Source organism: Paraburkholderia fungorum (assembly GCF_902833645.1).
Classification (GTDB): Bacteria; Pseudomonadota; Gammaproteobacteria; order Burkholderiales; family Burkholderiaceae; genus Paraburkholderia; species Paraburkholderia fungorum.
The window spans coordinates 662561-686848 of sequence record NZ_CADFGE010000001.1; the positions used below are offsets into that span (position 1 = coordinate 662561).

Genomic DNA, 24288 nt, shown 5'->3' on the forward strand with positions numbered 1-24288 from the left:
ATGGCAATCAACGAATTGAGCTCACTGTGCCGTAGCGCGCTGGAAGGCAGCGGCTGGGCGCAAGGCGATTATGAGGACGCTGCGCAAGCTGCGGTATGGCTGCAGGCGATGGACTTCGACGGCATGGATGCAATCGGTGCGCTGCTAGGCGCCGCGCGGCAGGAGGCATATTGTGTCGAGCCGGCGCTTGCGGCCACGCGGCGCACAGGCGCACAGGGAACCACCTCCTGCGCGGGGCTCGCCGGCTGCCTGCTCGCATTTGAGCTGGCGTGGGCGCGGGCGACGCAGTGTGGCGTGGGCACCGTGCGGGTGTCCAATGCGTTGTCACCGCGTTTGGCTCTGTATGGGCTGAAGGTCATGTGCAGGCGCGGCCGCCGGTTCGATCTTTCGTGGACAGACGCCGCTGGCCGGCATTTTGCCACCGCATCTGGACACGACGAGTATCCAGACTACCTGGGTTTCAGCGCCGAGGCAGCGACTACGGCGCCGGAACTCACGGTTTGTTGCAGGGTGGACGAGGCGGCATCGAAAGCATCGCGTGCCGGGGATGTGCCGCTCGCCGGAGCAATCGATCAGGCGGAACTGGAGGCGCGCTATCGCGATGCCTTGTGGCGCGGTATCGAGGTCCATGCTTCGCATCTCGACCGGTTGGTTGCGTGGAAGGACAAGGTGCTTGTTCCAGCCACGCAGGCGTCGCGTGAACACGGTGCAGGAGGCGCGGATGACGGATTCTAAGGTGCACGCGGAACGTGATCGTAACGTCAATGATGTCAGCGTAATCAGGACCGGTCTGCCGCAAAGCGCCACGCAGCTTTTCGAATGGGCGGTCCTCAGCAACGGCACGCTGTATACGGCGCAGATACCGGTGGGTGCCGATGGTGCTGTCGTTGCGGGAGGTATCGAGAAGCAGGCGCAGCAGGTCTTCGAAAATTTGATGCAGACGCTGGCCGCGGCCGGCGCGTCATATCGCGACGTCGCGCAGATTCTCATCTATGTGACGGATCGGGCGTGGTTGCCGGCCGTCAACGCGGTGTATCGGGAGCATTTCTCGGCGCCGTTTCCAAACCGCGCATCGTTCGTCGTGGCCGGCCTTGCTCGTGAGGAAATGCTGGTGGAAATCATGGCGTACGCCTGCGCGAGGCCGCAGGCGCGCTAGCGGCGCGCCTCACTGTTGACGGTTGAGCACACCGCCCCGTGTGTTGAGGCGCTCACGTTCTCAGGCGTCGCCGACCGTATCCGGCAGGATGAGCTGGTCAGGCAGGCGTGAAGGCGTGAATCGGGTCGCGACGTAGTAAAGCGTGCCAGGCACAATGATGCCGACGATCCACGATATATCCACGCCGCCAAGATATTCGACCCAATGCCCGGTATAAAAACCCGTGGCGACGAACGGCATCTGCACCAACACGCCCACCACATAGACGGCTATGCCCACCGGATTCCAGCGCCCGTAGCGGCCATTGGCGTCGAAGAGCGCGGGCACGTCGTAGCGCTCGCGCGTCACCCAGTAGTAATCGACGAGGTTGATCGCGCTCCACGGTGTGAAGAACACCAGCAGGAATAGCAAGAATGACGAGAATGCCTTCAGAAATGAATGCTGCCCGGCGAGCGCAAGAGCGCTCGACACGCCCACGGAGAGAATCACGAAAACGAGGCGCGTCCGTTGCGAAACTTCGCGGCGCTGACCGAGGCCGGTGACGATAGTCGCCACTGACATCACACTGCCATAGGCATTAAGCGTTGTAATGGTGAGCTTGCCGAGCGCAATCGCGAAGTAAAGGATCGAGGCGATCATACCTGTTGCGCCGAGACCGACGATAAACGCGACTTCGTGACCGGCGAAGCGGTCGCCCGCGAGCGAGGCGGCGAGCACGCCAAACGTCATCGAAACCTGCGCACCGATGACTGTTCCGCTGAATACAGCCAGGAAGGTATGGAGCGCCGAGGTGGATTTCGGCAGATAGCGCGAATAGTCGGCAACGTAGGGACCGTATGCGATCTGCCAGGACGCCGAAAGCGAAACTGCGAGCAGGAAAGAGGCGACGGTGAAATGCCGGTGAGCGAGGAGCGTGCCCCATGTGTGGCCGCTCAGGAGAGTGGCGAAGAGATACAGGAAGGCCAGTGTGCCGATGATGCTCGATACGCGACCCATTGCGTGAATGATTCGGTAGCCTAGCCCGGTCAGCAGGATTACCACGGCGGCAAAGATCAGGATCGCGACCGTATTGTTCACTGCCAGTAGTTCACCAATGGCCTGGCCGGCGAGCACCGTGCCGCCCGCGGAGAAACCCACGTACATCACGCAGACCAACACGAGTGGGATGATTGCGCCATAGACGCCAAACTGCACGCGGCTCGAAATCATCTGGGGCAAGCCGAGTTGCGGGCCCTGCGCGCCGTGCAAGGCCATGACCGAGCCACCAAGAATCTGCCCGATCAGAAGTCCGATCAGTGACCAGAATACGTCGCCGCCCAGCACGACGGCGAGCGCGCCGACCACCACTGCTGTGATCTGCAGGTTCGCCCCGAACCAGAGCGTGAACTGGCTGAACAAATTGCCGTGACGCTCGGCGTCGGGAATGTAGTCGATTGAACGCCGCTCTACCAGAGCGGTTCTTCCACTATGTGATGCGGTACGGGCCATTGTTGCGCTCCTCTCGGAAAGGGAACTGCTGAGGTATCGTGCCCGTGCGCGCCGCGATTCGGGGTGCGGCGCACGAGGCGTTGAACAAACTGGCTTGCGCCGTTCAAATCTGTGCCGCAAGTGACGGCACGATGTCGTGAAGATCGCCCACCAGACCATAATCGGCGACGCTGAAAATCGGCGCTTCCGGGTCCTTGTTGATCGCCACGATCACCTTCGAGTCCTTCATGCCGGCCAGATGCTGGATCGCACCCGAGATGCCGACGGCCACGTACAGTTGCGGCGCGACGATCTTGCCGGTCTGGCCGACCTGATAGTCGTTCGGCACGAAGCCCGCGTCCACTGCCGCGCGCGATGCGCCCAGCGCTGCGTTCAGCTTGTCGGCCAGCGGTTCCAGAACCTTCGTGTAGTTCTCGCCGTTACCCAGACCGCGGCCACCCGAGACGATGATCTTCGCCGAGGTCAGTTCCGGACGGTCCAGCTTCGTGACTTCACGGCTCACGAATTGCGACAGGCCGCTATCGGCGGCTGCTTCGATCTTCTCGACCGTTGCGCTGCCGCCTTCGGCTGCAACCGCATCGAAACCCGTCGTGCGCACCGTAATGACCTTGATCGGGTCAGCGGACTGAACGGTGGCGATCGCGTTGCCGGCGTAGATCGGGCGCTCGAACGTATCGGCGCTGTCCACGGCGGTGATGTCGCTGATCTGCGCAACGTCGAGCTTCGCGGCGATACGCGGCGCGATGTTCTTGCCGTAAGCGGTGGCCGGCGCGAGGATGTGCGAATAGTCCTTAGCGATGTTCAGCACCGTGGCTTCGACGTTTTCCGCAAGGCCCGCTGCGAGTTGCGGCGCGTCGGCCAGCAACACCTTGCTCACGCCTGCAATCTTCGCTGCCGCATCCGCTGCGGCTTGCGCGCCTTCACCGGCGACCAGCACGTGAATGTCACCACCGATCTTCTGCGCGGCTGCAATCGTGTTCAGCGTCGCGGCCTTGATCGACGCGTTATCGTGTTCAGCTATTACAAGATTCACCAGATTCGTCATTTCGTCCGTCTCCTCACAGCACCTTGGCTTCGGTCTTCAGCTTCTCGACCAGCGTCTTCACATCCGCCACCTTCACACCGGCGGAGCGCTTCGGCGGCTCGGCGACTTTCAGCGTCTTCAGGCGCGGCGTGACGTCGACACCGAGATCTTCCGGCTTGATCGTTTCCAGCGGCTTCTTCTTCGCCTTCATGATGTTCGGCAGCGTCACGTAGCGCGGCTCGTTCAGGCGCAGATCGGTCGTGACGACAGCGGGCAGCGTCAGCGACAACGTTTCAGCACCGCCGTCCACTTCGCGCGACACCGTCGCCTTGCCGTCGGCCACGACAACCTTCGAGGCAAACGTGGCTTGCGGCAGATTCGCCAGTGCGGCCAGCATCTGGCCGGTCTGGTTCGAATCGTCGTCGATGGCCTGCTTGCCGAGGATGACCAGTTGCGGCTGTTCCTTGTCGACCAGCGCCTTGAGCAGCTTGGCGACAGCCAGCGGCTGCAGTTCTTCGTTCGACTCGATCAGGATCGCGCGGTCCGCGCCGATCGCCAGCGCCGTGCGCAGCGTTTCCTGCGCTTGCGCCACACCCGCCGACACGGCGATCACTTCGGTCGCCACGCCCGCTTCCTTCAGACGGACCGCTTCTTCAACCGCGATTTCGTCGAACGGATTCATCGACATCTTCACGTTCGCGATGTCGACGCCCGTGCCGTCCGACTTCACCCGGACTTTCACGTTGTAATCGACCACTCTCTTCACTGGCACCAGGATTTTCATGCACACGCTCCAAAGTTACGAATACGTCAACCCAACGAACATTATAACGACTGCCCTTTCGCGGCAGCCGTGTCGCGGGCGCTCTAGCAGGAGGATATCGCTCCTCAGCGGCGTGACGGCAATATCGAACGATCGTTCTATTTTAATCTCGAAAAAACCCGGGCGACAACCCCGGGTTAAGACTTACGACTCTAATTTTGCATTGCCGCCGTGTCTTTTATGCCAACAGTAGGAAAACGGCCGAAAAAGCCGACCGTTGCATCACCAGGCCGTGATCACCGACCCGCCGAACTTGCTTTCGACGAACTGCTTCACTTCCGGCGAATGATACGCCGCGACCAGCTTCGCCACCCAGGGCTTGTTCCTGTCCGCTTCGCGGATTGCGATGATGTTCACGTACGGACCCTTCGGGTCTTCGATCGCGATGGCGTCCTGCTTGGGCTTCAAACCCGCTTCCATCGCAAAGTTCGTATTGATCGCCGCGGCGTCCACGTCGTTCAGCGAACGCGGAATTTGCGCAGCGTCGAGTTCGACGATCTTCAGCTTCTTCGGGTTGTCGACGATGTCGAGCGGTGTTGCCTTCAGGCCCGCTTCGGGGCGCAGCTTCAGCAGCCCCTGCTTTTGCAGCAACAGAAGCGCGCGGCCACCATTGGTCGGGTCGTTCGGCACCGCGATTTTCGCGCCCGGCTGCAATTCGGCAAGCGTCTTCACTTTCTTCGAGTAGATGCCCATCGGATACGTGACCGTGTCGGCGATACGGATCAGCTTGTAGCCGCGATCCTTCACCTGTGCCTGCAAGTACGGGTCATGCTGGTAGCTGTTCGCATCCAGATCGCCGCCGGCAAGCGCCGCGTTCGGCTGCACGTAGTCGGAGAATTCGACGATCTTGATGTTCAGCCCGTTCTTTGCCGCGACCGTCTTCACGACTTCCATGATCTGCGCGTGCGGGCCGCCGGTGACGCCGACCTTGATCGAGTCGTCAGCGTGAGCCGCCGTGGCGGCAGCGAACAGCGATGCGGCGCCGAGCGTGGCGGCCAGCTTGAGAATGAAACGACGTTGCATGATGGACCTTTTCTCAATTCTGCTTGGCGGGTTCCGATGACCCTTGTTTATTTATGGCTCAAACGACGCACGAGCCAATCCCCGAACGACTGCACCAGTTGCACGAAGACGATCAGGATTACCACGACCGTCACCATCACTTCCGGCAAGAAACGCTGATACCCGTAACGAATGCCCAGATCCCCGAGCCCGCCGCCACCGATCGCACCGGCCATCGCCGAATAACCGACCAGCGATACGAAGGTGATCGTCAAGCCGGCAACTACACCCGGCAGCGACTCAGGCAATAGCACCTTGAAAACGATCTGGCTGGTGGTCGCGCCCATTGCCTGCGCGGCTTCGATCAGACCGCGATCGACCTCGCGCAACGCCGTCTCGACCAGACGCGCGATAAACGGCGCTGCGGCGATCGTCAGCGGCACCACGGCCGCAGCCGTGCCGATCGACGAACCCACCACGAGGCGCGTGAACGGAATCACTGCGACCAGCAAAATGATGAACGGTGTGGAACGCACCGCGTTGACGATCACCCCCATCACACGATTCACGGCAATGTTCTGCAACACGCCCTGGCGGTCCGTCAGATACAGCAGTACGCCGAGCGGCAGGCCGACGACCGCGCCGACCAACCCGGAAATGCCCACCATCACGAGCGTTTCCCAGAACGACTGGACGAACATATCGAACATTTCACTCAACATACGACAGCTCCTCCACCACCACACCCTGCTCGCGCAGATACGTCAGCGCCTGCGCCACTTTCGCCGGTTCACCGCCCGCCAGCACCGCGAGCGAGCCGAATGCCTGCCCCTGAATCTCGTCGATCTGGCCGTGCAGGATGTTGAAGTCGAGTTCGTAGCGGCGAATCGTTTCCGACAGAATCGGTTGATCGACACCCGAGCCGGTGAAGGCGAGGCGCAGCAAATGTCCGCTGCCGGTCTTGAGGCGTTCAGCCACGCGCGCCTTCATGGCGGGCGGCAGTTCCTGCGCGATCACGTCGCCGATCAGCGCGCGCGTGACCTCATGATGCGGTTGCAGAAACACGTCGATGACCTTGCCCTCTTCGACCACACGGCCTGCGTCCAGCACCGCGACGCGGTCGCAGACCTGCTTGATCACGTCCATCTGGTGCGTGATCAGCACGATCGTCAGGTTCAGTTCACGGTTGATCCGCTTGAGCAGTTCGAGGATCGCGCGCGTGGTTTCGGGGTCGAGCGCCGAGGTCGCTTCGTCGGAAAGCAGCACCTTCGGCTTGCTCGCCAGCGCGCGCGCAATGCCGACACGCTGCTTCTGCCCACCGCTGATCTGCGCCGGATAACGGTCCTTCTGCGCCGACAGGCCGACCAGTTCGAGCAGCGGCAACACGTTCGCCTCGATCTCGTCGCGCTTCATGCCGGCGAGTTCGAGCGGCAACGCCACGTTCTCGTACACCGTGCGCGACGACAGCAGGTTGAAGTGCTGAAAAATCATGCCGATTTCGCGACGCGCTTCGCGCAACTGCGCGGCGGGCAGCGTCGTCAGATCGCGGCCGTTGACAACGATGTTGCCTTCGCTCGGGCGCGTCAGCAGGTTGATGGTGCGCACGAGCGTACTCTTGCCCGCACCGCTGCGGCCGATGATGCCGAACACCTCGCCCGCCGGAATCGACAGATTGACGTTGTGCAGCGCCTCGACCCAGCCCCGTGGCCCGGCAAACCGCTGAGAGATATTGCGTATTTCGATCATGGAAAACAAAACGGCGGGGTTTGCCAACGAGCGTTGTGCGCTCCCGACAAGCGGCCGCCGTTGCTTTTATTGGGATTTGAACCCGCGATTCTACCGCAGCACCGTCATTCCCTTTAATAATCAATTACGATCTTTTCATAACCATAAAGCATTAGAGGCATGCCCGAGGCGAGACGCTCGCGTGCGCACACCCGCTGCGACTATGATCGGGCGATTCGAAATCAGGACACGTTCAGGATAAAGGTCAACCATGGACACAACCCGACCCGGCAATGCGCGTCCGATAGCGGGCGCCCCGAAAGGCGGCGCTGCACAGCGCTCGACCGTCACGACGGGCGACGGCATCGAACTGCCTCTGTATCGCTGGCCCGCTACGACGCCCTTGCGCGGCACGGTTGCGCTTCTGCACGGACTGGCGGAGCATGCCGGGCGCTACGCGGCGCTGGCGGATCGGCTGAATTCGGCCGGCTTCGAACTCGTCGCCATCGATTTGCGCGGTCACGGGCATGCGCCGGGCAAACGCGTATGGGTGAACCGCTTCGACGACTATCTGCTCGACGCGCAGGCCTTGCTCGATGAAGCGGCAACGAGTTGCGCCCCGCTGTTCCTGATGGGGCACAGCATGGGCGGCGCGGTCGCGGCGCTGTACGCGATCGAACGGCTCAAGGCGAGCGGGCGCCGGCTCAGTGGCCTGATCCTGTCGAGCCCCGCCCTCGCACCGGGTCGTGACGTGCCGCGCTGGATGCTCAAGGTAAGCCAGGTGATCAGCCGCATCTGGCCGACCTTCCCGGCGATGAAAATCGACGCGGCCCTGCTCTCGCGGCTCGAGCCCGTGGTGAACGCCAATCGCAACGATCCGCTGGTTCATCACGGCGCGATTCCCGCGCGTACGGGCGCGGAGTTGTTACTGGCGATGGCGCGCATCGAACGCGGCCGGGCCGCACTACGCGTACCGCTGCTGGTGTACCACGGCACCGCCGACAAACTCACTGAACCCGAAGGTAGCCGCGATTTCGGCGCGCACGCGGGTTCGCCGGACAAAACGCTCACGATGCACGAAGGCAGCTATCACGAGACGATGAACGATCTCGACCGGGATCGGGTGATCGGCGCGTTGATCGACTGGATGGAGAAGCGGCTGCCCAGAGCCTGAGCGGCGGACGGCTCGCAAGCGTGCGGGTTTGCGCGCGGCCAGCGCACCGAAGCCACCTAACGCTGCCAGTCCGGCGGCCGTTTATCGATGAAGGCCTGCACGCCCTCGAGCGCGGAGTCGTCCATCATGTTGCAGGCCATGGTCTGCCCGGCCAGCTGATACGCCGCCTCGATACCCATTTCGAGTTGGCGATAGAACAGGCCCTTTCCGGCGCTCACCGCCTCCACAGGCTTCGCGCAGATGCTTTTCGCAAGTCGCGCGATCTCCGCATCGAGCGCATCGGCCGGCGCCACGCGGTTGACAAGGCCTTGCTGTCGCGCCTGCTCGGCGTCGATGAAATCGCCGGTGAGCAGCATTTCGAGCGCGGCCTTACGCGACAGATTGCGCGACAGCGGCACCGAAGGCGTCGCACAAAAGAGACCGAGGTTGACACCCGAGACGGCAAAGCGCGCAGTATCGGCGCAAACGGCCAGGTCGCACATTGCGACCAGCTGACAACCGGCCGCCGTGGCAATGCCGTGAACACGCGCGATCACCGGTTGCGGCAAGCGCTGGATCGTCAACATCAGTTTCGTACAGCGCGCGAATAAGGCCTGGTAGTACGCCAGCGACGGCGCCGCGCGCATTTCCTTCAGATCGTGTCCCGCGCAAAAGGCGCGTCCGGCGCCGGCGATTACCACCACCCGCGCATTGGACTGCGCCAGCGCCGTCAATGCCGACTGCAACTCGTCGAGCAGGGCTTCGGAGAGCGCATTGAAGGCGTCGGGCCGGTTCATCGTCAAGCAGACGACGCCCGGCACGCCGTACGCGTCGTGTTCCATTTCCACCAGTGAAGAAGCACTGCGCACTTCGGCATTCATGGCTTGCTCCTCGTTGAACTCGTACGGTTCGCGCGACCCGCTCAGCGCCCGCCGCGCGGAGGCTCAGATTCCGGCCAGCGCGCGCACATGCGCGACCACACTGCGCCCGAGCGCCGACAGGTTGTACCCGCCTTCGAGACAACTGACGATCCGCCCACGTGCATAGCGCTTTGCGATCTCGCGCACCTGGTCGGTGATCCATGCATAGTCGTCTTCAACCAGCCCCATGTTGCCCAGATCATCCTCGCGATGCGCGTCGAAGCCCGCCGAGATGAAGATCATTTCCGGCTTGAATTCATGCAGGCGAGGCAGCCACAGCATGTCGACCGCCTCGCGCACCGCCATGCCTTTCGAGCGCGCCGGCATCGGCACATTGCACATGTTGGGCGCCTGATTGTCGGCGCCGGTGAACGGATAGAACGGATGCTGGAAGATGCTGCACATCAGCACGCGCGAATCGCCCGTAAAGGCCGCTTCGGTACCGTTACCGTGATGGACATCGAAGTCGATGATCGCCACGCGCTGCATGCCGTGCACGTCGAGCGCATGACGCGCGGCGATCGCCACGTTGTTGAAAAAGCAGAAGCCCATTGCGCGTGCCGGCTCCGCATGGTGGCCAGGCGGGCGCACGCTGCAGAACGCGTTATCGAAGCGGCCTTCGATCACGGCGTCGGTCGCGGCCACCGCGGCACCCGCTGCGCGCAACGCGGCCTGCAAGGTATGCGGATTCATCGACGTGTCAGGATCGATTTCCGCGAGCCCCTGCGCGGGCGAACGGCTGCGGATGTAGTCGACGTGGGCTTGCGTATGCACGCGCAACAGCGCGGCATCGTCGGCGAGCGGCGGCGATTCGCGCTCGATCAGCGAGTCGATGCGGCTCGCGATCAATTGATCCTCGATCGCCTGCAGCCGGGCCGGGCATTCGGGATGCCACTGCCCCATATCGTGCAGCAAACAATCGGCGTGGGAATAAAAGCCTGTTGCCATGATTCTCGTATGCGGCGCGGCGCTCTCAAAGCGCGCGCGGCGTGTCTCCGTCCAGGGCGCGCACACCAGGCGCACCAACATTTGCCAAGTTACCACACCATGCGACTGTGACGCGCTGGGCACAGTTTTGCGGGAGGCGTCGGGTATACTGCCCCGATCCGTTTTCCCCTGTCTCTTTTGCACTGCGCCCCCAGCTCACTATGACCGTCAAGCTTGCTCTGTCCGCACGAAACCGGCTACGCACGAAGACCGCGGCCACCGCACTGTCTATCGCATCGTGCATGTTCATGGCAACCGGTCCGGCGCTCGCGCAAAGCGTCACGAAGAAACCGCTGCTGGTGGCGCAAAGCCAGCCGCAACCGGCGGTGCCGCAAGGGCAAACCTTCGAAGAAGAAATCATTCCGCAGCGCTACGCGAACAATGCCAATGTGGACGCGTTCATCAGCGACATGGTGGCCCGCTACGACTTCGACGAAGCCGCCCTGCACGCCCTTTTCGCGCGCGTGAGCTATTCGGCCACGGCGGTCAAGCTCGTCACGCCGTCGCCCTCGCCGTCGGTCAAGAACTGGCGCGTGTATCAGTCGCGCTTTCTCGACCCGGTGCGCATCAACGCCGGCGTGCGCTTCTGGCGCGCCAACCAGGCCACGCTGCAGCGCGCCTATGAAGAGTTCGGCGTGCCGCCGGAAGTGATCGTCGGCATCATCGGCGTGGAGACTATCTACGGCCGCTTCATGGGCAACTTCCGCGTGCTCGATGCGCTGACCACGCTCACATTCGACTATCCGAATACCGCCAATCGCGCGGATCGCCAGGCGACCTTCCGCAAGAATCTCGAAGACTACCTGGTATGGACGCGCGATTCGCAAATCGATCCGACCACCGTGCTCGGCTCCTATACCGGCGCGATCGGGATCCCGCAGTTCCTGCCGAGCAGCATCGTGGAATACGCGGTGAGCTACGACGGCAACAAACAGATCGACCTGCGCACGAGCCAGGCGGATGCGATCGGCAGCGTGGCGAATTATCTGCGCCAGAACGGCTGGGAAAACGGCCGGCCGGTCGTGTGGAAGATCGGCTCGGATGCCGGCAGCCTGGGTGTGGCACAAGCCGCCGCCGACGGCAAGCCGGAGCCGCATTGGCCGCTGGACCAGTTGCTGCGTGCCGGCTTGCTGCTGAACGAGCCAGACGTCGATATCGCGGCGGAAGCCGGCACGCCGGTGACCGTGGTGGATCTGCCGTCGCCGGGGCGAGGCACCGAGTACATGCTGGGCCTGAAGAATTTCTACGTGCTGACGCGCTATAACCGCAGTTTCTTCTACGCACTCGCGGTCTATCAACTGGGTCAGCGAGTCAAGGCGCAGATGGAAGCGAGCGACGCTGCGAACAACGCCGGCAGCGGCAATGCGGCGGCGCCTGACGCGGCTTCGCAGTAAGCTGGCGGCGCTTGGCGGACACTGGGCGATCAGGTCCGCGTCGCATTACAAACAGGTGGTAAGCGACATAAAAAAGCGCCGGTCAAACCCGGCGCTTTTTTTTGGTCAACTCAGTTTGAGGGTCGCTCGATGCGCCCGGGCGCAATCAAGCCGGGAACACACCCGTCGACAGATACCGGTCGCCCCGGTCGCAGACGATAAACACGATCGTCGCGTTCTCGACCTGGCGCGCAATGCGCAGCGCCACCTCACAGGCGCCGCCCGACGAGATGCCGGCGAAGATGCCTTCGACCGAAGCCATGCGCCGCGCCATCGCTTCGGCTGCGGCCTGACTCACGTTCTCGACGCGGTCCACACGGCTGCGATCGAAAATCTTCGGCAAATAGGCTTCCGGCCATTTGCGGATGCCCGGAATGCGCGAACCCTCTTCAGGCTGTGCGCCGATGATCTCGATCGCCGGATTCTGTTCCTTCAGATAGGTGGACACGCCCATGATCGTGCCGGTCGTGCCCATCGACGAGACAAAGTGCGTAATTCGCCCTTCGGTATCGCGCCAGATTTCCGGACCCGTACCTTCGACATGCGCGGCCGGATTGTCCGGGTTCGCGAACTGGTCGAGGATGATGCCCTTGCCTTCGCGCTGCATCTGTTCGGCCAGATCGCGTGCGTACTCCATGCCGCCCGTGACCGGCGTCAGGACGATCTGCGCGCCATAAGCAGCCATGCTCTGACGGCGCTCCACCGACAGATCTTCCGGCATGATCAGCACCATCTTGTAGCCGCGGATTGCCGCCGCCATGGCCAATGCGATGCCGGTGTTGCCGCTGGTCGATTCGATCAGCGTGTCGCCCGGTTTGATGCGCCCACGCGCTTCCGCCTTCTTGATCATCGACAGCGCCGGACGGTCCTTCACCGACCCCGCGGGGTTGTTGCCCTCGAGCTTTGCAAGGATCACGTTGTTGCGGCTGCGAATCTCGTCGTCAGTCAGCCGGACGAGTTGCACGAGCGGCGTATTGCCGATCGTGTCTTCAATCGTTTTGTAAGCCATATCGGTTCTGGTGCTCTCGATAGATGCGCGGGGTCTCTAATCCATCGATTCTAAACCACCATGCGCACGGTCGCCGTGCAGCCCTTCCGGGCGTATGGATGCAGGCGTTGCGAGCGAGCCCCCGCCCGAACGCAAAAAACCCGCGGCTGAGGACCGCGGGAGCCAGTCATCTACATGACAGCTGAAGGAGTGTTCTTGACCACTCCGACCATGAAGGGGAACAACGGTAACTGACGGGATGCGGGGCCGGGCGCACGGAGGTGACCCGCCTCGCGCGCCCGGCCCGCGTCAGGCTATTTCTTCACCGCCACAGTGGCGTTGCTCTTCTGAGTAGCGGCCGCGCTAGTCGAGTTGGCCGGGTTGGCGCCGTTACCCGAAGCGGGCGCGCCTTTGCTCTGTGCAGACGCCGCAGCCTGCGTGTTAGCAGCCGCGCCAGCCGGACCGACAGCGAGACCCTCCGCCTGCAGGCGCTCGACGGTATGCCCGCCCATGCCTTTGACGCGCTTGCCGAGATCGGCCGGGTCCTTGAATGGACCATGCGCTGAACGTTCTTCGAGAATGGCTTTCGCTTTGGCAGGACCGATGCCCTTGATGCCGCGCAGCGCATCCTCGTTAGCCGTGTTGACGTCGACCGCCGCATACGCGTGGCCGAAAGCGGCGAGCATGGCCGCGGTAACCAGAATTTTTCGAAACATATGGAATCTCCCTCGTACAACCGGTTGGCGACCATCACCAACCGGGAGATTCCAGTTTAAAGAGGTATCCGAAAGATTTACACCTGGCCGAATAGCCAACGTACGTACCGATCGACGCCTTCCTGCACGCTCAGGAACGGCGCGTCATAGCCGGCGGCACGCAGCTTCGTCAGGTCGGCCTGCGTGAAGCACTGGTACTTGCCGCGCAACGCATCGGGGAACGGAATGTACTCGATCAGTCCGCGCTGCACCTGATCCGCGAGCGACAACGGCGGCTCGTTGTTCAGCGCACGCAGCGTGTTGACCACCGTGCTCGCGATGTCGTTGAACGGTTGCGCACGACCACTGCCCAGATTGAAAATGCCTGACTTGTCCGGATTGTCGAAGAAGAACAGGTTCACCTTGACCACATCTTCGACAGAGACGAAATCGCGCGTCTGTTCGCCGGCGGCATAGCCGTTGTATTCGCCGAACAGCTTGACCTTGCCTTCCGCGCGAAACTGGTTGAAGTTGTGAAACGCCACCGACGCCATGCGCGCCTTGTGGGTCTCGCGCGGCCCATACACGTTGAAGTAACGGAAGCCGGCAATCTGGCTTTTCGCGGTGGGCAGCACGCGGCGAATCACCTGGTCGAACAGGAATTTCGAATAGCCGTACACGTTCAGCGGCTGCTCGACTTCGCGCTCTTCGACAAAACGGCTCGACCCGCCATACGTTGCCGCCGAGGATGCATACAGAAACTGGATGTTCTGCGCGAGACAGACGTCGAGCACCTCACGGCTATAGCGGAAGTTGTTGTCCATCATGTAGCGGCCGTCGGTTTCCATCGTATCCGAGCAGGCGCCCTCGTGGAAAATCGCGCGCACCTTGCCGAAGTCGCCCCGCTTGAAGCGTTCGACGAATTCGGTCTTGTCGAGATAATCGTCAATCTCGCAGTCGACCAGATTCTTGAACTTGTCCGCGCGCGTGAGGTTATCAACCGCGATGATGCGTTGTTCACCGCGCTCGTTGAGCGCCTTCACGAGATTACTGCCGATAAAGCCGGCCGCGCCGGTGACGATGAGGGTCATGGTGATCCTGCGGTAATGTGTTCAGTCGACGCCTCGCGGGCCCTGTTTACGCCGCTGAAGCTTAAGCGCGCAAAGCCGGGATTCCCGCGGGCCGCATCAATGAAAGAGTTCGTCGTAGTTGACAGTGGCGGTGCCGAGTTTGCCGACCACGATGCCGGCCGCGCGATTCGCGAGTCCGACCGCCTCGACCAGCGTCAAACCCGCGCCAAGCATGGCGGCGAGCGTGGCGATCACGGTGTCGCCCGCGCCCGATACATCATACACTTCACGTGCAACGGCCGAAGCGTGCAGGATACCGTCGTCGGAGAAGAGCGTCATGCCCTCTTCCGAGCGTGTCAGCAGCAAGGCCTTGAACGCGAGATCGGCCCGCAGTTTAGTCACACGCGCGATCAGATCCTCTTCGGACTTCCACTGCCCGACCACCTCGCGCAACTCGGCGCGATTCGGCGTGATCAGGGTGGCGCCGCGATAGCGCTCCCAGTCGTCGCCCTTCGGATCGACCAGCACCGGTTTGCCCGCCGCGTGCGCCTTCGCGATCATCTGCGTGACGTGCGTGAGACCGCCCTTCGCGTAATCCGACATCAGGATCACGTCGTGCGACGGCAGCAGGTCGTCGAAACGCGCGAGGCCCGCAAGCAGCACTTCGTGCGCCGGCGAGTTTTCGAAGTCGACGCGCAGCAACTGCTGCTGACGCGACAGCACGCGCAGCTTGATGGTGGTGAGCAAATCCGGATCGCGCTCCAGATGCGGCACTACCCCGCTTTCATCGAGTAATTGCACGATGCGCTCGCCGGGTTCGTCGTGGCCGACCACGCACAGCAAACCCGCTTGCGCGCCGAGCGCAACCGCATTGCGCGCCACGTTCGCCGCGCCGCCGAGCCGATCTTCCTGGCGCTGCACATGCACGACCGGCACCGGCGCTTCCGGCGAAATACGGTTCACGTCGCCGAACCAGTAGCGATCGAGCATGACGTCGCCGACTACCAGCACGCGCGCCGCCCCGAGGCGTTCGCGCGGCACCACGGTCAATGCCGCGGCGGGTGCGGGGTGAGCAGCCTCAGGCATTGCTGGAGACACCGGCCGGAAGTTCAGAGGGCTGGGCATAAGGTCGTCCGATCGAGTGATAGTCGATGCCGAGTTCGGTCATTGCGTCCGGCTCGTACAGATTGCGGCCGTCGAAAATCAGTGGCGACTTCAGCACTGATTTCAGATGCACGAAATCCGGGCTCTTGAATTCCTTCCATTCAGTGACGACCACCAGCGCGTCGGCGCCGGTGAGCGTTTCGTCCTGGGTGCTCGTGAAATGCAGGCGTGCGAGTTGATCCGGTGCGTCGTGCAGATCGAGCGCGAATACGCGGCGCGCCTCGGCTACCGCGACTGGATCGTACGCGCGAACCTGCGCCCCGCGCGCCAGCAATTCAGCGATCACGCGGCGGCTCGGCGCCTCGCGCATGTCGTCGGTATTCGGCTTGAACGCGAGACCCCACACGGCGAACGTGCGGCCGCTCAGGTCTTCACCGAGCTTGCCCGTGATCTTGCGCACCAGCACGTCCTTCTGCTTGTAATTCACTTCCTCGACCGCTTCGAGGATGCGCAGATTGTGGCCGGTTTCGGCGGCGGTGCGGATCAGCGCCTGCACGTCCTTCGGGAAGCATGAGCCGCCGTAGCCGCAGCCGGCATACAGAAAGTGATAACCGATGCGCGGGTCCGAGCCGATACCGCGACGCACCGCTTCGATATCCGCGCCGACCCGGTCCGCCAGATTCGACATCTCGTTCATGAACGAGATGCGCGTGGCGAGCATCGCATTGGCTGCGTACTTCGTGAATTCAGCCGAGCGCACGTCCATATACAGCGTGCGTTCGTGATTGCGGTTGAACGGCGCGTACAAACGCTTCATCAGTTCGCGCGCGCGCAGGCCGGCTTCGTCTTCGTCGCTGCCGAGTACGATGCGATCGGGACGCATGAAGTCGTCGACGGCCGCGCCTTCCTTCAGAAATTCAGGGTTCGACACCACCGAAAAGCGGTGCTGCGCGCTATTGGCGAGCCCGCGTTTGGCCAGTTCCTCTTCGACCACTGCGCGCACGCGTTGCGCGGTGCCGACCGGCACGGTCGATTTGTCGACGATCACCTTGAAGCCGTTCATCGTACGGCCAATGTTGCGCGCCGCTTCGAGCACGTATTGCAGGTCGGCCGAGCCATCTTCGTCGGGCGGCGTGCCGACGGCGATGAACTGCACCTCGCCGTGCGCCACGCCCGCTTCGATATCCGTCGAAAACGTGATACGGCGCGCCGCGCGCGTGCGCGCAATGATCTCCAGCAAACCCGGCTCGTGAATCGGCACGCCGCCGTTGTTGAGGATTTCGATCTTGCGCGGATCGACGTCGAGACAGAAGACGTCATGGCCGATTTCGGCGAGGCACGCGCCAGTGACGAGGCCAACATAGCCCGTGCCGACAATGGTGATTTTCATACGCTTTCCGGTGGAGGGTTCCGGTGAGGGTTTCTCGTAGTCAAAAACTAGGCCGTCATGATCCCGTCGGCCTGATCCGCCCGACGGGCCGCCGTCGTTGCGGCGCGGCTATACGGGCGCATTCGCGATTGCATCCGCAATTGCGTCCGCGTCAATTCGACGCCGTGATCGGTTCGACGCGACGCGGCGCATAGGTTTCCCAACCGCTGCAGCCCGGGCATTGCCAGTAGAACAGTCGCGCCCTGAAGCCGCAATTCTGGCACGTATACCGTGGCAGATTTTTGGTGCGCTGCCGAATTAACGTACGCATCAATTCGAGCTCGCTGCGCCGCGGCTCTTCCGCGACGGCTTCCTGAGCTTCCAGAAGACGCGTCATGCCCGCAAGGTTCGGCGACTTCTGCATCTGCGAGCGCGCCAGTGCATGTGCGGCGTCAGCTCCGCGTATCGCCGCAATATGCGGATAGGTCACGTCGAGCAGATCGTTCGACGGATAGCGGTCAACCCATGTGGTAAGCAGATCGGCACCATCTTGCGGACGGCCGAGCGCCTCATAGGCCTTCATCAGCTTCTCCGCGACGAGCGGTAGATAGGCGGAATTCTGCTCCTCGACGCGCCGCCACTGGACGATCGCCGCCTCTTGCGAACCGGCGGATGCATCGACGTCGCCGAACAGGATCGTGGCGCGCACGTTGGTCGGGTTCGCCTTTAACGCAAAACCGAGTTGACGGCGTGCCTCGTCGGCATTTTTCTGCTGCAGTGCTTCCTGGGCGAGCTCGCAATGGAACTGCGCGATTTCCTTGTCGAGCGACTCGGCACCCATGGTTTCCAGGTGACGCGCGGTATCGATCGACTTCACCCAGTCTTTCTCGATCTGGTAGATGGTGAGCAGCGCACGTTGCGCGCCCATCGCGTAGCTGCCGGTTTCGAGCGTGCGGAACGTTTCCTCGGCGCGGTCGAGCAACCCGGCCTTCAGAAAGTCCTGGCCCAGCTCGTACAGCGCGTGATCGCGCTCGGTGACGGGCAGATCGGTGCGGCTCAGCAGGTTCTGATGCACGCGAATCGCGCGGTCAGTCTCACCGCGGCGGCGGAACAGGTTACCCAGCGCGAAGTGCAACTCGATCGTTTCCGGGTCGAGTTTGACGACTTCGATAAACGCGTCGATCGCCTGGTCGGGCTGCTCGTTGAGCAGAAAATTCAGGCCGCGGAAGTACGAACGCGGCAGGTTGGCGCTTTCGGACAGCAGCGTCTTGAGGTCGTAGCGTGCGGCCATCCAGCCGAACGCAAAAGCGACGGGTATGACAAGCAGCCACCAGAAGTCTAGATCCATGCGATTAATGCAAATGTGCGGGACAGCGAAAACGGAAAGCCACGCTTGAGAGGCGCGGCAGAAGACAGCTTAGATCAGCGGCGGCATGGGCGGTTGTTCGACCACGACCGGGGCTTCGCGCGCCACACGCAACTCACGCTTGAGCCGGCCATTCTCCATGCGCAGGCGCACCATTGCCGGCATCGCCGAAACCAGGCCGGCCAGCAGCCCCACCGCGAAGAACGCGAGGCCGATCAGGATCAAAGGCGCCGACCACGCGTAGCCGGCGAGGAAATTCAGCGTAGCAGGTTGCGTATTGGAGAGCGCGAGCACCAGCAGGAGCACGAACACCAGCACACGGATCAGCCAGACGATAAATTTCATGAATAGGTCTCTTGACGGCAGTTGCGGGGTGACGCCGGCTTGATGACGCGTCGCGCCACGGTGTTGCCCGCGCCGAAGTGACCCGTATTGTAATGGATGCCCTCGCGGCTGGGCAGGAACTGGCTGATAGAGGACTGACGCGGGGAAAATTGCGGACGAAAAAAAAGCGCCCGAAGGCGCTTTTTCTGGTCTTTTGCCGTCTGGCTTTGGCCGCTGACGCTACCAATGCCATGCTGCGAACCGCACAGCGAAGCATTACAGGTCGTCGTCATCCGGCTCATCGGCCTTCAACGGCTCGCCCGAACGTCGGTCTACCCGCTCGCGCAATTCCTTGCCCGGCTTGAAGTGCGGCACATACTTCTCAGGTACCAGCACCTTCTCGCCCGACTTCGGGTTGCGCCCGACGCGGGACGGACGACGATTAAGGCCGAAGCTGCCGAAGCCGCGAATTTCAATCCGATGACCGTTGGCAAGCGCCTCCGACATCGCATCAAGCATCGTCTTCACCGCGAAATCCGCATCCTTAAGTACAAGTTGCGGAAATCGCGTAGCCAGCTGGGCGACCAATTCCGATTTGGTCATACTGCAGCAGACCTCTCAAGAAAACGCCGGGTCGCCCCCGTGTTTTTCGCCCCGAAGGAAGTCCCCTCGGAGGGCCTGGCGCAAAGCGCCAGGTTGGGGGCGTTCCTCAATTACTGGTTCTGACCGTCGAGCTTGGCCTTCAGCAGCGCGCCGAGGTTCGTCGTGCCGGTAGCAGCCGAGCTCGAATCCGACGAAGCCAGGCCGCGGATCGCTTCCTGTTGCTCAGCAGAATCCTTGGCCTTGACCGACAGGTTGATGCCACGCGACTTGCGATCGATGTTGATGATCATCGCGTTGACCTTGTCGCCTTCCTTCAGCACGTTGCGAGCATCTTCCACGCGGTCTTGAGCGATTTCCGAAGCGCGCAGGTAGCCTTCGACTTCCGCCGACAGCTGAACCACCGCACCCTTCGCATCTACCGTCTTGACCACGCCGTCGACGATCGAACCCTTGTCGTTCATTGCAACGAAGTTGCTGAACGGGTCGCCTTCGAGCTGCTTGATACCCAGCGAAATGCGTTCCTTCTCGACGTCGATGCCGAGAACGATCGCTTCCACTTCGTCGCCCTTCTTGTACTTGCGAACCGCTTCTTCGCCCGTTTCCGACCACGACAGGTCCGACAGGTGAACCAGACCGTCGATGCCGCCCGGCAGACCGATGAAGACGCCGAAGTCGGTGATCGACTTGATTGCGCCTTGCAGCTTGTCGCCCTTCTTGAAGTTGCGGCTGAAGTCGTCCCACGGGTTCGGCTTGCATTGCTTCATGCCGAGGCTGATACGGCGGCGGTCTTCGTCGATTTCGAGAACCATGACTTCGACTTCGTCGCCCAACTGAACAACCTTCGACGGTGCAACGTTCTTGTTCGTCCAGTCCATTTCCGACACGTGAACCAGGCCTTCGATGCCCGATTCGACTTCGACGAATGCGCCGTAGTCGGTGATGTTGGTGACCTTACCGAACAGGCGCGTGCCCGACGGGTAACGGCGCGAGATGCCTTCCCACGGATCGTCGCCCAGTTGCTTGATACCCAGCGAAACGCGGTTCTTCTCTTGATCGAACTTGAGGATCTTCGCGGTGACTTCCTGGCCAACCGACAGAACTTCGCTCGGGTGACGCACACGACGCCATGCGATGTCGGTGATGTGCAGCAGGCCGTCGATACCGCCGAGGTCCACGAACGCGCCGTAATCGGTGATGTTCTTCACCACGCCTTCCACGATCGCGCCTTCCTTCAGCGTTTCGAGCAGCTTTGCGCGCTCTTCGCCCTGGGTTGCTTCGATCACGGCACGGCGCGACAGCACGACGTTGTTACGCTTGCGGTCGAGCTTGATGACGCGGAATTCCAGCGTCTTGCCTTCGTACGGGGTCGTGTCCTTCACCGGACGCGTATCCACCAGCGAACCCGGCAGGAACGCACGGATGCCGTTGACCATGACGGTCATGCCGCCCTTGACCTTGCCCGTGATCGTACCGGTCACGAGTTCGTTGTTGTCGAGAGCCTTTTCCAGCGACAGCCACGAAGCGAGGCGCTTCGCCTTGTCGCGCGACAGGATCGTGTCGCCATAGCCGTTTTCCAGCGCGTCGATCGCGACGGAAACGAAGTCGCCCGCCTGCACTTCTACCTCGCCCGCGTCGTTCAGGAACTCTTCGAGCGGGATGTAGGCTTCGGACTTGAGACCAGCGTTGACGACCACGAAGTTGTGGTCAACACGCACGACTTCGGCGGAGATCACTTCGCCGGCGCGCATGTCTTGCTTGGTCAGCGACTCTTCGAACAGAGCCGCAAAAGATTCGGTATTCGGGTTGGAAGTTTGCAGGTCGGACATAAAAATCAAAATTTGCATGGTTCTCGCGGTGCCCGGCTGACCGGATGATCAGCAATGACGGCTATGTGCGAATGCCACGCGGGGTTAAGGGGTTAATACACGCTCCACGACACTCGCGGAGCACCTACTGACAACGCCTACTTCTACTGCGCCCGCTGCCCGGATATCCTCAGATACCACTCGGACATCAAGCATGCGGGACCAATGCTTCGTACCACTGCACCACCTGTTCAACCGCCTGGTCGATCGACAATGCCGAAGTATCAAGCAGCTTTGCATCCGCTGCGGGCTTGAGCGGCGCGGCCGCGCGCTGACTGTCACGCTCGTCGCGCTCACGCAAATCCCGGAGCAAGTCATCTATATTAGCAGAAAATCCTTTTTGGATCAATTGCTTATGCCGGCGCGCCGCGCGGGCTTCGACGCTGGCCGTCATGAACACCTTCAACACGGCGTCCTGGAAGATCACGGTGCCCATGTCGCGGCCGTCCGCGACCAGTCCCGGTTCCTTGCGAAAAGCCCGCTGACGGGCCACCAACGCGGCTCTGACGGGGGCGTGCACGGCTATCGACGAGGCCCGGCTGCCAACTTCCTCGGCGCGAATGTCGGCGGATACGTCGACACCGTCGAGCTGGGCCAGCCCCTCGCGGAAAGTAATATGGAGGTCGTCGATCAGTTTTACCAGCGCTTCGACGTCATCCTCCTCGATGTCGTAGCGCATGCTGGCAAGCGCGGCGAGCCGGTAAAGCGCGCCGCTGTCCAGCAAATGGAAGCCGAGATTCGCGGCAACCAGCGCGGCCACGGTGCCCTTGCCGGAGGCGCTGGGGCCGTCGATCGTAATGACGGGCGTTTGGTGAAAGGGACGGATCGGTTTCATCGAAAAAGTCGCACGTCAGTCGATTCAGAAGCGAATCAGGGTTGAGCGAGCGCGGTGAAGCGCTCGAAATAATCGGGAAACGTCTTGCCGACGCACTTCGGGTCGTTGATCCGGATCGGCACGCCACCCAGACTCACGAGCGAGAAGCACATCGCCATGCGGTGATCGTCGTAAGTGTCGATCGAGGCGTTCGGAATCAATTTTTCAGGCGGCGTGACGACGAGGAAATCCTCGCCCTCCTGCACTTTGGCGCCGACCTTGCGCAGCTCGGTAGCCATCGCGGCGATCCGGTCGGTTTCCTTCACACGCCAACTGGCAATATTGCGCAGCGTGGTGGTTCCGTCGGCGAACAGCGCGGCGACGGCGATCGTCATCGCGGCATCGGGAATCAGGTTGAAGTCCATGTCGATCGGATCGAGCTTGCCGTTGTCGTTGCCGACTCCGCGCACCTCGATCCAGTCGTCGCCCATCTGCAGGTTCGCGCCCATCTTGATCAGCGCGTCGGCAAAGCCGACGTCGCCCTGGATGCTGGAGCGGCCCACACCTTCCACCCGCAACGGTCCGCCGCCGAGCGCGCCGGCCGCGAGGAAATACGACGCCGACGATGCATCGCCTTCCACCATGATGGTGCCCGGCGACTGATAGCGCTGCCCAGCCGGCACGACGAAGCGATGCCATTCATGGCGCTCGACCTTGATGCCGAACCGCTCCATCAGCTTGATCGTGATCTCGATGTACGGCCTCGAGATCAGCTCGCCGTCCACCTGCACGACGGTCACGCCGCTTTCCGTGCGCAGCAGCGGCAGCGTCATCAGCAGTGAAGTCAGGAACTGGCTCGACACGTCGCCACGCACGCGGATCGGCGCGTCGGCCGTGATTTGCGCCGGGCGAATCCGCAGCGGCGGATAACCTTCGTTCTCTTCATAGTCGACTTTCGCGCCAAGCTGGCGCAAGCCGTCGACCAGATCGCCGATCGGCCGTTCGTGCATGCGCGGCACGCCGTGAATACGATAATCGCCGCCGTTCACCGCGAGCGCCGCGGTCAGCGGACGCACCGCCGTGCCGGCGTTGCCGAGGAACAGATCGGCGGTGCGTGCTGTAAACGCGCCACGCGTACCGGTCACGACACAAGTGTCGCCCTCGCGCTTCAGACGCACGCCGAGCTTTTCAAGCGCGTCGAGCATCACGCGGGTGTCGTCGGAGTCGAGCAGATTCGTGATCGTCGTTTCGCCTTCGGCGAGCGCCGCGAGCAGCAGCACACGATTCGAAATGCTTTTCGAGCCGGGCAAACGAACCGTGCCGGACGCACGAGAGAATGGTCCGAGATCGAGGAATTCCATGATTGAGTCCAGTTCCGGTTATTTCGAAGCGTCGCCGAGGGCTGCCCCGGCGGTGCGCTGCTCCTGCCATTCGCTGCGCGCGACCCGCGAACGCGTGAACACGGCTTCGAGTGCGGCGCCATCGGCGGCTTCGATCGCCGTGCGCAAGCGCGCGAGCACCGCCGTGTACGCATCGAGTTCGTCGAGCAACGCGGCGCGGTTCGCCACACACACGTCGCGCCACATTTCCGGGCTCGACGCTGCGATGCGCGTGAAGTCGCGGAAACCGCCGGCAGCGAACGAGAATTTCAGCGCAGCGTCGGGCGAATTGAGAATCTGCTCGACCAGCGCGAAAGACAAAACGTGCGGCAGATGGCTGACCGACGCGAGCACCCGATCATGCTGTTCGGGCGTCATGTCCCGCACGCACGCGCCGGTTGCGCGCCACATCGCGGCAACGCGCTCGACCGCTTCCGGCGCGTTCTCCGGCAGCGGGCACAACACGACGTTGCGATCCACGTACAGGTCGGGCAACGCGGCATCCGGGCCGCTCGCTTCACGGCCGGCAATCGGATGCCCCGGCACGAACCGGCCGATGCGCGCGCCGAGCGCCGCGCGTGCGGATGCAACCACGTCGGACTTGGTGCTACCGGCATCGGTGACAATCGTGCCTGCGTCGAGAAACGGCACAATGCGCTCGAGCAGCGCTTGTGTTTGCGCGACGGGCGCGGCAAGCAACACGATATCCGCGCCGGAGAGCGCGGCACGCAACGCGGCATCGTCGGTCAACGCCGCCGATTGGTCGATCATGCCCAATTCCAGCGCGCGCGCAGTCGACGCGGATGAACGCCCGACGCCGATCACGGTGCGCGCGCCCGTCGCCGCACTCCGCTCACCCCGCTCACGCAGCGCGCGCGAAAGCGATCCGCCGATCAGGCCGACACCGAAAATCACCAACTTGTTAAAAGAAAACGCGGCCACGTCGGTCACAGAAAAAGCGCACCTTCCGTCAAGTAAGGCGCGTGGTTCAAGGTCAAGC

The 24288-nt window shown here is 62.4% G+C and carries 25 protein-coding genes; 4 read left to right on the forward strand and 21 right to left on the reverse strand.

Annotated features, from left to right (window positions below; genetic code table 11):
* Together HWX91_RS02960 and HWX91_RS02965 are read left to right on the forward strand one after the other, a co-directional pair.
* Positions 1 to 735, forward strand: a complete 735-nt coding sequence (locus tag HWX91_RS02960) for a DUF3726 domain-containing protein (RefSeq protein WP_028195727.1) — start codon at positions 1 to 3, stop codon at positions 733 to 735.
* Complete coding sequence (locus HWX91_RS02965) at positions 722 to 1156, forward strand: RidA family protein (RefSeq protein ID WP_042274598.1); 435 nt, start codon at positions 722 to 724, stop codon at positions 1154 to 1156. The genes HWX91_RS02960 and HWX91_RS02965 overlap by 14 nt, the downstream gene beginning before the upstream one ends.
* A 60-nt stretch (positions 1157 to 1216) precedes the next feature.
* Here HWX91_RS02965 and HWX91_RS02970 read toward each other — a convergent pair whose 3' ends face one another.
* From HWX91_RS02970 to HWX91_RS02995, 6 genes are all read right to left on the reverse strand, one after another.
* Entirely contained in the window at positions 1217 to 2644 is a 1428-nt protein-coding gene (locus tag HWX91_RS02970) for a purine-cytosine permease family protein (protein ID WP_028195725.1), read from the reverse strand.
* A gap of 103 nt (positions 2645 to 2747) precedes the next feature.
* A complete protein-coding gene (locus HWX91_RS02975) occupies positions 2748 to 3680 on the reverse strand; it encodes an electron transfer flavoprotein subunit alpha/FixB family protein (RefSeq protein WP_102857564.1) in 933 nt (310 codons plus the stop codon).
* A 22-nt stretch (positions 3681 to 3702) separates the two neighbouring features.
* On the reverse strand, positions 3703 to 4452 hold the full coding sequence (locus tag HWX91_RS02980) for an electron transfer flavoprotein subunit beta/FixA family protein (RefSeq protein ID WP_030101258.1): 750 nt from the start codon (positions 4450 to 4452) through the stop codon (positions 3703 to 3705).
* Between the two features lie 261 nt (positions 4453 to 4713).
* Entirely contained in the window at positions 4714 to 5514 is an 801-nt protein-coding gene (locus HWX91_RS02985; protein WP_028200065.1) for a MetQ/NlpA family ABC transporter substrate-binding protein, read from the reverse strand.
* A 47-nt stretch (positions 5515 to 5561) separates the two neighbouring features.
* Complete coding sequence (locus HWX91_RS02990; protein WP_028200066.1) at positions 5562 to 6215, reverse strand: methionine ABC transporter permease; 654 nt, start codon at positions 6213 to 6215, stop codon at positions 5562 to 5564.
* Positions 6205 to 7239: a methionine ABC transporter ATP-binding protein gene (locus HWX91_RS02995; protein ID WP_028200067.1), complete on the reverse strand. Its 1035-nt coding sequence runs from the start codon at positions 7237 to 7239 to the stop codon at positions 6205 to 6207. The genes HWX91_RS02990 and HWX91_RS02995 overlap by 11 nt, the downstream gene beginning before the upstream one ends.
* A 250-nt stretch (positions 7240 to 7489) precedes the next feature.
* On the opposite strand from HWX91_RS02995, the gene HWX91_RS03000 reads away from it, so the two are divergent.
* A complete protein-coding gene (locus HWX91_RS03000; protein WP_028200068.1) occupies positions 7490 to 8392 on the forward strand; it encodes an alpha/beta hydrolase in 903 nt (300 codons plus the stop codon).
* Between the two features lie 56 nt (positions 8393 to 8448).
* Here the strand turns inward: HWX91_RS03000 and HWX91_RS03005 are convergent, their stop codons facing one another.
* Together HWX91_RS03005 and HWX91_RS03010 are read right to left on the reverse strand one after the other, a co-directional pair.
* Positions 8449 to 9252, reverse strand: a complete 804-nt coding sequence (locus HWX91_RS03005) for an enoyl-CoA hydratase (RefSeq protein ID WP_028200069.1) — start codon at positions 9250 to 9252, stop codon at positions 8449 to 8451.
* Between the two features lie 63 nt (positions 9253 to 9315).
* Complete coding sequence (locus HWX91_RS03010) at positions 9316 to 10239, reverse strand: histone deacetylase family protein (RefSeq protein WP_028200070.1); 924 nt, start codon at positions 10237 to 10239, stop codon at positions 9316 to 9318.
* A gap of 281 nt (positions 10240 to 10520) precedes the next feature.
* Here HWX91_RS03010 and mltB point away from each other — a divergent pair, with 281 nt between their 5' ends.
* The gene (mltB, locus tag HWX91_RS03015; protein ID WP_028200071.1) at positions 10521 to 11672 is read left to right on the forward strand and encodes a lytic murein transglycosylase B; all 1152 of its coding nucleotides are present in this window, start codon (positions 10521 to 10523) and stop codon (positions 11670 to 11672) included.
* Between the two features lie 145 nt (positions 11673 to 11817).
* Here mltB and cysM read toward each other — a convergent pair whose 3' ends face one another.
* The 13 genes from cysM to HWX91_RS40580 form a co-directional block, all read right to left on the reverse strand.
* The gene (gene cysM / locus HWX91_RS03020; RefSeq protein WP_028200072.1) at positions 11818 to 12720 is read right to left on the reverse strand and encodes a cysteine synthase CysM; all 903 of its coding nucleotides are present in this window, start codon (positions 12718 to 12720) and stop codon (positions 11818 to 11820) included.
* Between the two features lie 293 nt (positions 12721 to 13013).
* Positions 13014 to 13415, reverse strand: coding sequence for a ComEA family DNA-binding protein (locus HWX91_RS03025; protein WP_028200073.1), 402 nt, complete (start codon positions 13413 to 13415; stop codon positions 13014 to 13016).
* A gap of 77 nt (positions 13416 to 13492) precedes the next feature.
* Positions 13493 to 14485, reverse strand: a complete 993-nt coding sequence (gene rfaD / locus HWX91_RS03030; protein ID WP_028200074.1) for an ADP-glyceromanno-heptose 6-epimerase — start codon at positions 14483 to 14485, stop codon at positions 13493 to 13495.
* A 96-nt stretch (positions 14486 to 14581) separates the two neighbouring features.
* Positions 14582 to 15589, reverse strand: a complete 1008-nt coding sequence (gene rfaE1 / locus HWX91_RS03035; RefSeq protein WP_081833245.1) for a D-glycero-beta-D-manno-heptose-7-phosphate kinase — start codon at positions 15587 to 15589, stop codon at positions 14582 to 14584.
* Positions 15543 to 16958, reverse strand: coding sequence for a UDP-glucose dehydrogenase family protein (locus tag HWX91_RS03040; protein ID WP_028200075.1), 1416 nt, complete (start codon positions 16956 to 16958; stop codon positions 15543 to 15545). Before HWX91_RS03040 ends, rfaE1 begins: the two co-directional genes overlap by 47 nt.
* Positions 16959 to 17109: 151 nt before the next feature.
* Positions 17110 to 18285 carry a lipopolysaccharide assembly protein LapB gene (gene lapB, locus HWX91_RS03045; protein ID WP_028200076.1) on the reverse strand — a complete coding sequence of 392 codons (1176 nt, stop codon included), beginning with the start codon at positions 18283 to 18285 and terminating at the stop codon, positions 17110 to 17112.
* A gap of 69 nt (positions 18286 to 18354) precedes the next feature.
* Positions 18355 to 18648, reverse strand: coding sequence for a LapA family protein (locus tag HWX91_RS03050; protein WP_028200077.1), 294 nt, complete (start codon positions 18646 to 18648; stop codon positions 18355 to 18357).
* Complete coding sequence (locus HWX91_RS03055; protein ID WP_028200078.1) at positions 18645 to 18920, reverse strand: hypothetical protein; 276 nt, start codon at positions 18918 to 18920, stop codon at positions 18645 to 18647. The genes HWX91_RS03050 and HWX91_RS03055 overlap by 4 nt, the downstream gene beginning before the upstream one ends.
* Complete coding sequence (locus HWX91_RS03060; RefSeq protein WP_028200079.1) at positions 18904 to 19230, reverse strand: integration host factor subunit beta; 327 nt, start codon at positions 19228 to 19230, stop codon at positions 18904 to 18906. The genes HWX91_RS03055 and HWX91_RS03060 overlap by 17 nt, the downstream gene beginning before the upstream one ends.
* Positions 19231 to 19340: 110 nt before the next feature.
* The gene (gene rpsA / locus HWX91_RS03065; protein WP_028200080.1) at positions 19341 to 21074 is read right to left on the reverse strand and encodes a 30S ribosomal protein S1; all 1734 of its coding nucleotides are present in this window, start codon (positions 21072 to 21074) and stop codon (positions 19341 to 19343) included.
* A 169-nt stretch (positions 21075 to 21243) separates the two neighbouring features.
* The gene (gene cmk / locus HWX91_RS03070) at positions 21244 to 21930 is read right to left on the reverse strand and encodes a (d)CMP kinase (protein WP_028200081.1); all 687 of its coding nucleotides are present in this window, start codon (positions 21928 to 21930) and stop codon (positions 21244 to 21246) included.
* 35 nt (positions 21931 to 21965) lie between these two features.
* A complete protein-coding gene (aroA, locus tag HWX91_RS40575; protein ID WP_028200082.1) occupies positions 21966 to 23270 on the reverse strand; it encodes a 3-phosphoshikimate 1-carboxyvinyltransferase in 1305 nt (434 codons plus the stop codon).
* A gap of 18 nt (positions 23271 to 23288) precedes the next feature.
* On the reverse strand, positions 23289 to 24239 hold the full coding sequence (locus HWX91_RS40580) for a prephenate dehydrogenase (RefSeq protein ID WP_028200083.1): 951 nt from the start codon (positions 24237 to 24239) through the stop codon (positions 23289 to 23291).
* Positions 24240 to 24288: the final 49 nt, after the last annotated feature.

Excerpts from the sequence above, each read along its gene's own strand:
- HWX91_RS02960 (WP_028195727.1), top strand. The coding sequence starts at position 1 with ATGGCAATCAACGAATTGAGCTCACTGTGCCGTAGCGCGCTGGAAGGC.
- HWX91_RS02965 (WP_042274598.1), top strand. The coding sequence starts at position 722 with ATGACGGATTCTAAGGTGCACGCGGAACGTGATCGTAACGTCAATGAT.
- HWX91_RS02970 (WP_028195725.1), bottom strand. The coding sequence starts at position 2,644 with ATGGCCCGTACCGCATCACATAGTGGAAGAACCGCTCTGGTAGAGCGG.
- HWX91_RS02980 (WP_030101258.1), bottom strand. The coding sequence starts at position 4,452 with ATGAAAATCCTGGTGCCAGTGAAGAGAGTGGTCGATTACAACGTGAAA.
- HWX91_RS02985 (WP_028200065.1), bottom strand. The coding sequence starts at position 5,514 with ATGCAACGTCGTTTCATTCTCAAGCTGGCCGCCACGCTCGGCGCCGCA.
- HWX91_RS02990 (WP_028200066.1), bottom strand. The coding sequence starts at position 6,215 with ATGTTGAGTGAAATGTTCGATATGTTCGTCCAGTCGTTCTGGGAAACG.
- HWX91_RS02995 (WP_028200067.1), bottom strand. The coding sequence starts at position 7,239 with ATGATCGAAATACGCAATATCTCTCAGCGGTTTGCCGGGCCACGGGGC.
- HWX91_RS03000 (WP_028200068.1), top strand. The coding sequence starts at position 7,490 with ATGGACACAACCCGACCCGGCAATGCGCGTCCGATAGCGGGCGCCCCG.
- HWX91_RS03005 (WP_028200069.1), bottom strand. The coding sequence starts at position 9,252 with ATGAATGCCGAAGTGCGCAGTGCTTCTTCACTGGTGGAAATGGAACAC.
- HWX91_RS03010 (WP_028200070.1), bottom strand. The coding sequence starts at position 10,239 with ATGGCAACAGGCTTTTATTCCCACGCCGATTGTTTGCTGCACGATATG.
- mltB (WP_028200071.1), top strand. The coding sequence starts at position 10,521 with ATGTTCATGGCAACCGGTCCGGCGCTCGCGCAAAGCGTCACGAAGAAA.
- cysM (WP_028200072.1), bottom strand. The coding sequence starts at position 12,720 with ATGGCTTACAAAACGATTGAAGACACGATCGGCAATACGCCGCTCGTG.
- HWX91_RS03025 (WP_028200073.1), bottom strand. The coding sequence starts at position 13,415 with ATGTTTCGAAAAATTCTGGTTACCGCGGCCATGCTCGCCGCTTTCGGC.
- rfaD (WP_028200074.1), bottom strand. The coding sequence starts at position 14,485 with ATGACCCTCATCGTCACCGGCGCGGCCGGCTTTATCGGCAGTAATCTC.
- rfaE1 (WP_081833245.1), bottom strand. The coding sequence starts at position 15,589 with ATGCCCAGCCCTCTGAACTTCCGGCCGGTGTCTCCAGCAATGCCTGAG.
- HWX91_RS03040 (WP_028200075.1), bottom strand. The coding sequence starts at position 16,958 with ATGAAAATCACCATTGTCGGCACGGGCTATGTTGGCCTCGTCACTGGC.
- lapB (WP_028200076.1), bottom strand. The coding sequence starts at position 18,285 with ATGGATCTAGACTTCTGGTGGCTGCTTGTCATACCCGTCGCTTTTGCG.
- HWX91_RS03050 (WP_028200077.1), bottom strand. The coding sequence starts at position 18,648 with ATGAAATTTATCGTCTGGCTGATCCGTGTGCTGGTGTTCGTGCTCCTG.
- HWX91_RS03055 (WP_028200078.1), bottom strand. The coding sequence starts at position 18,920 with ATGACGACGACCTGTAATGCTTCGCTGTGCGGTTCGCAGCATGGCATT.
- HWX91_RS03060 (WP_028200079.1), bottom strand. The coding sequence starts at position 19,230 with ATGACCAAATCGGAATTGGTCGCCCAGCTGGCTACGCGATTTCCGCAA.
- rpsA (WP_028200080.1), bottom strand. The coding sequence starts at position 21,074 with ATGCAAATTTTGATTTTTATGTCCGACCTGCAAACTTCCAACCCGAAT.
- cmk (WP_028200081.1), bottom strand. The coding sequence starts at position 21,930 with ATGAAACCGATCCGTCCCTTTCACCAAACGCCCGTCATTACGATCGAC.
- aroA (WP_028200082.1), bottom strand. The coding sequence starts at position 23,270 with ATGGAATTCCTCGATCTCGGACCATTCTCTCGTGCGTCCGGCACGGTT.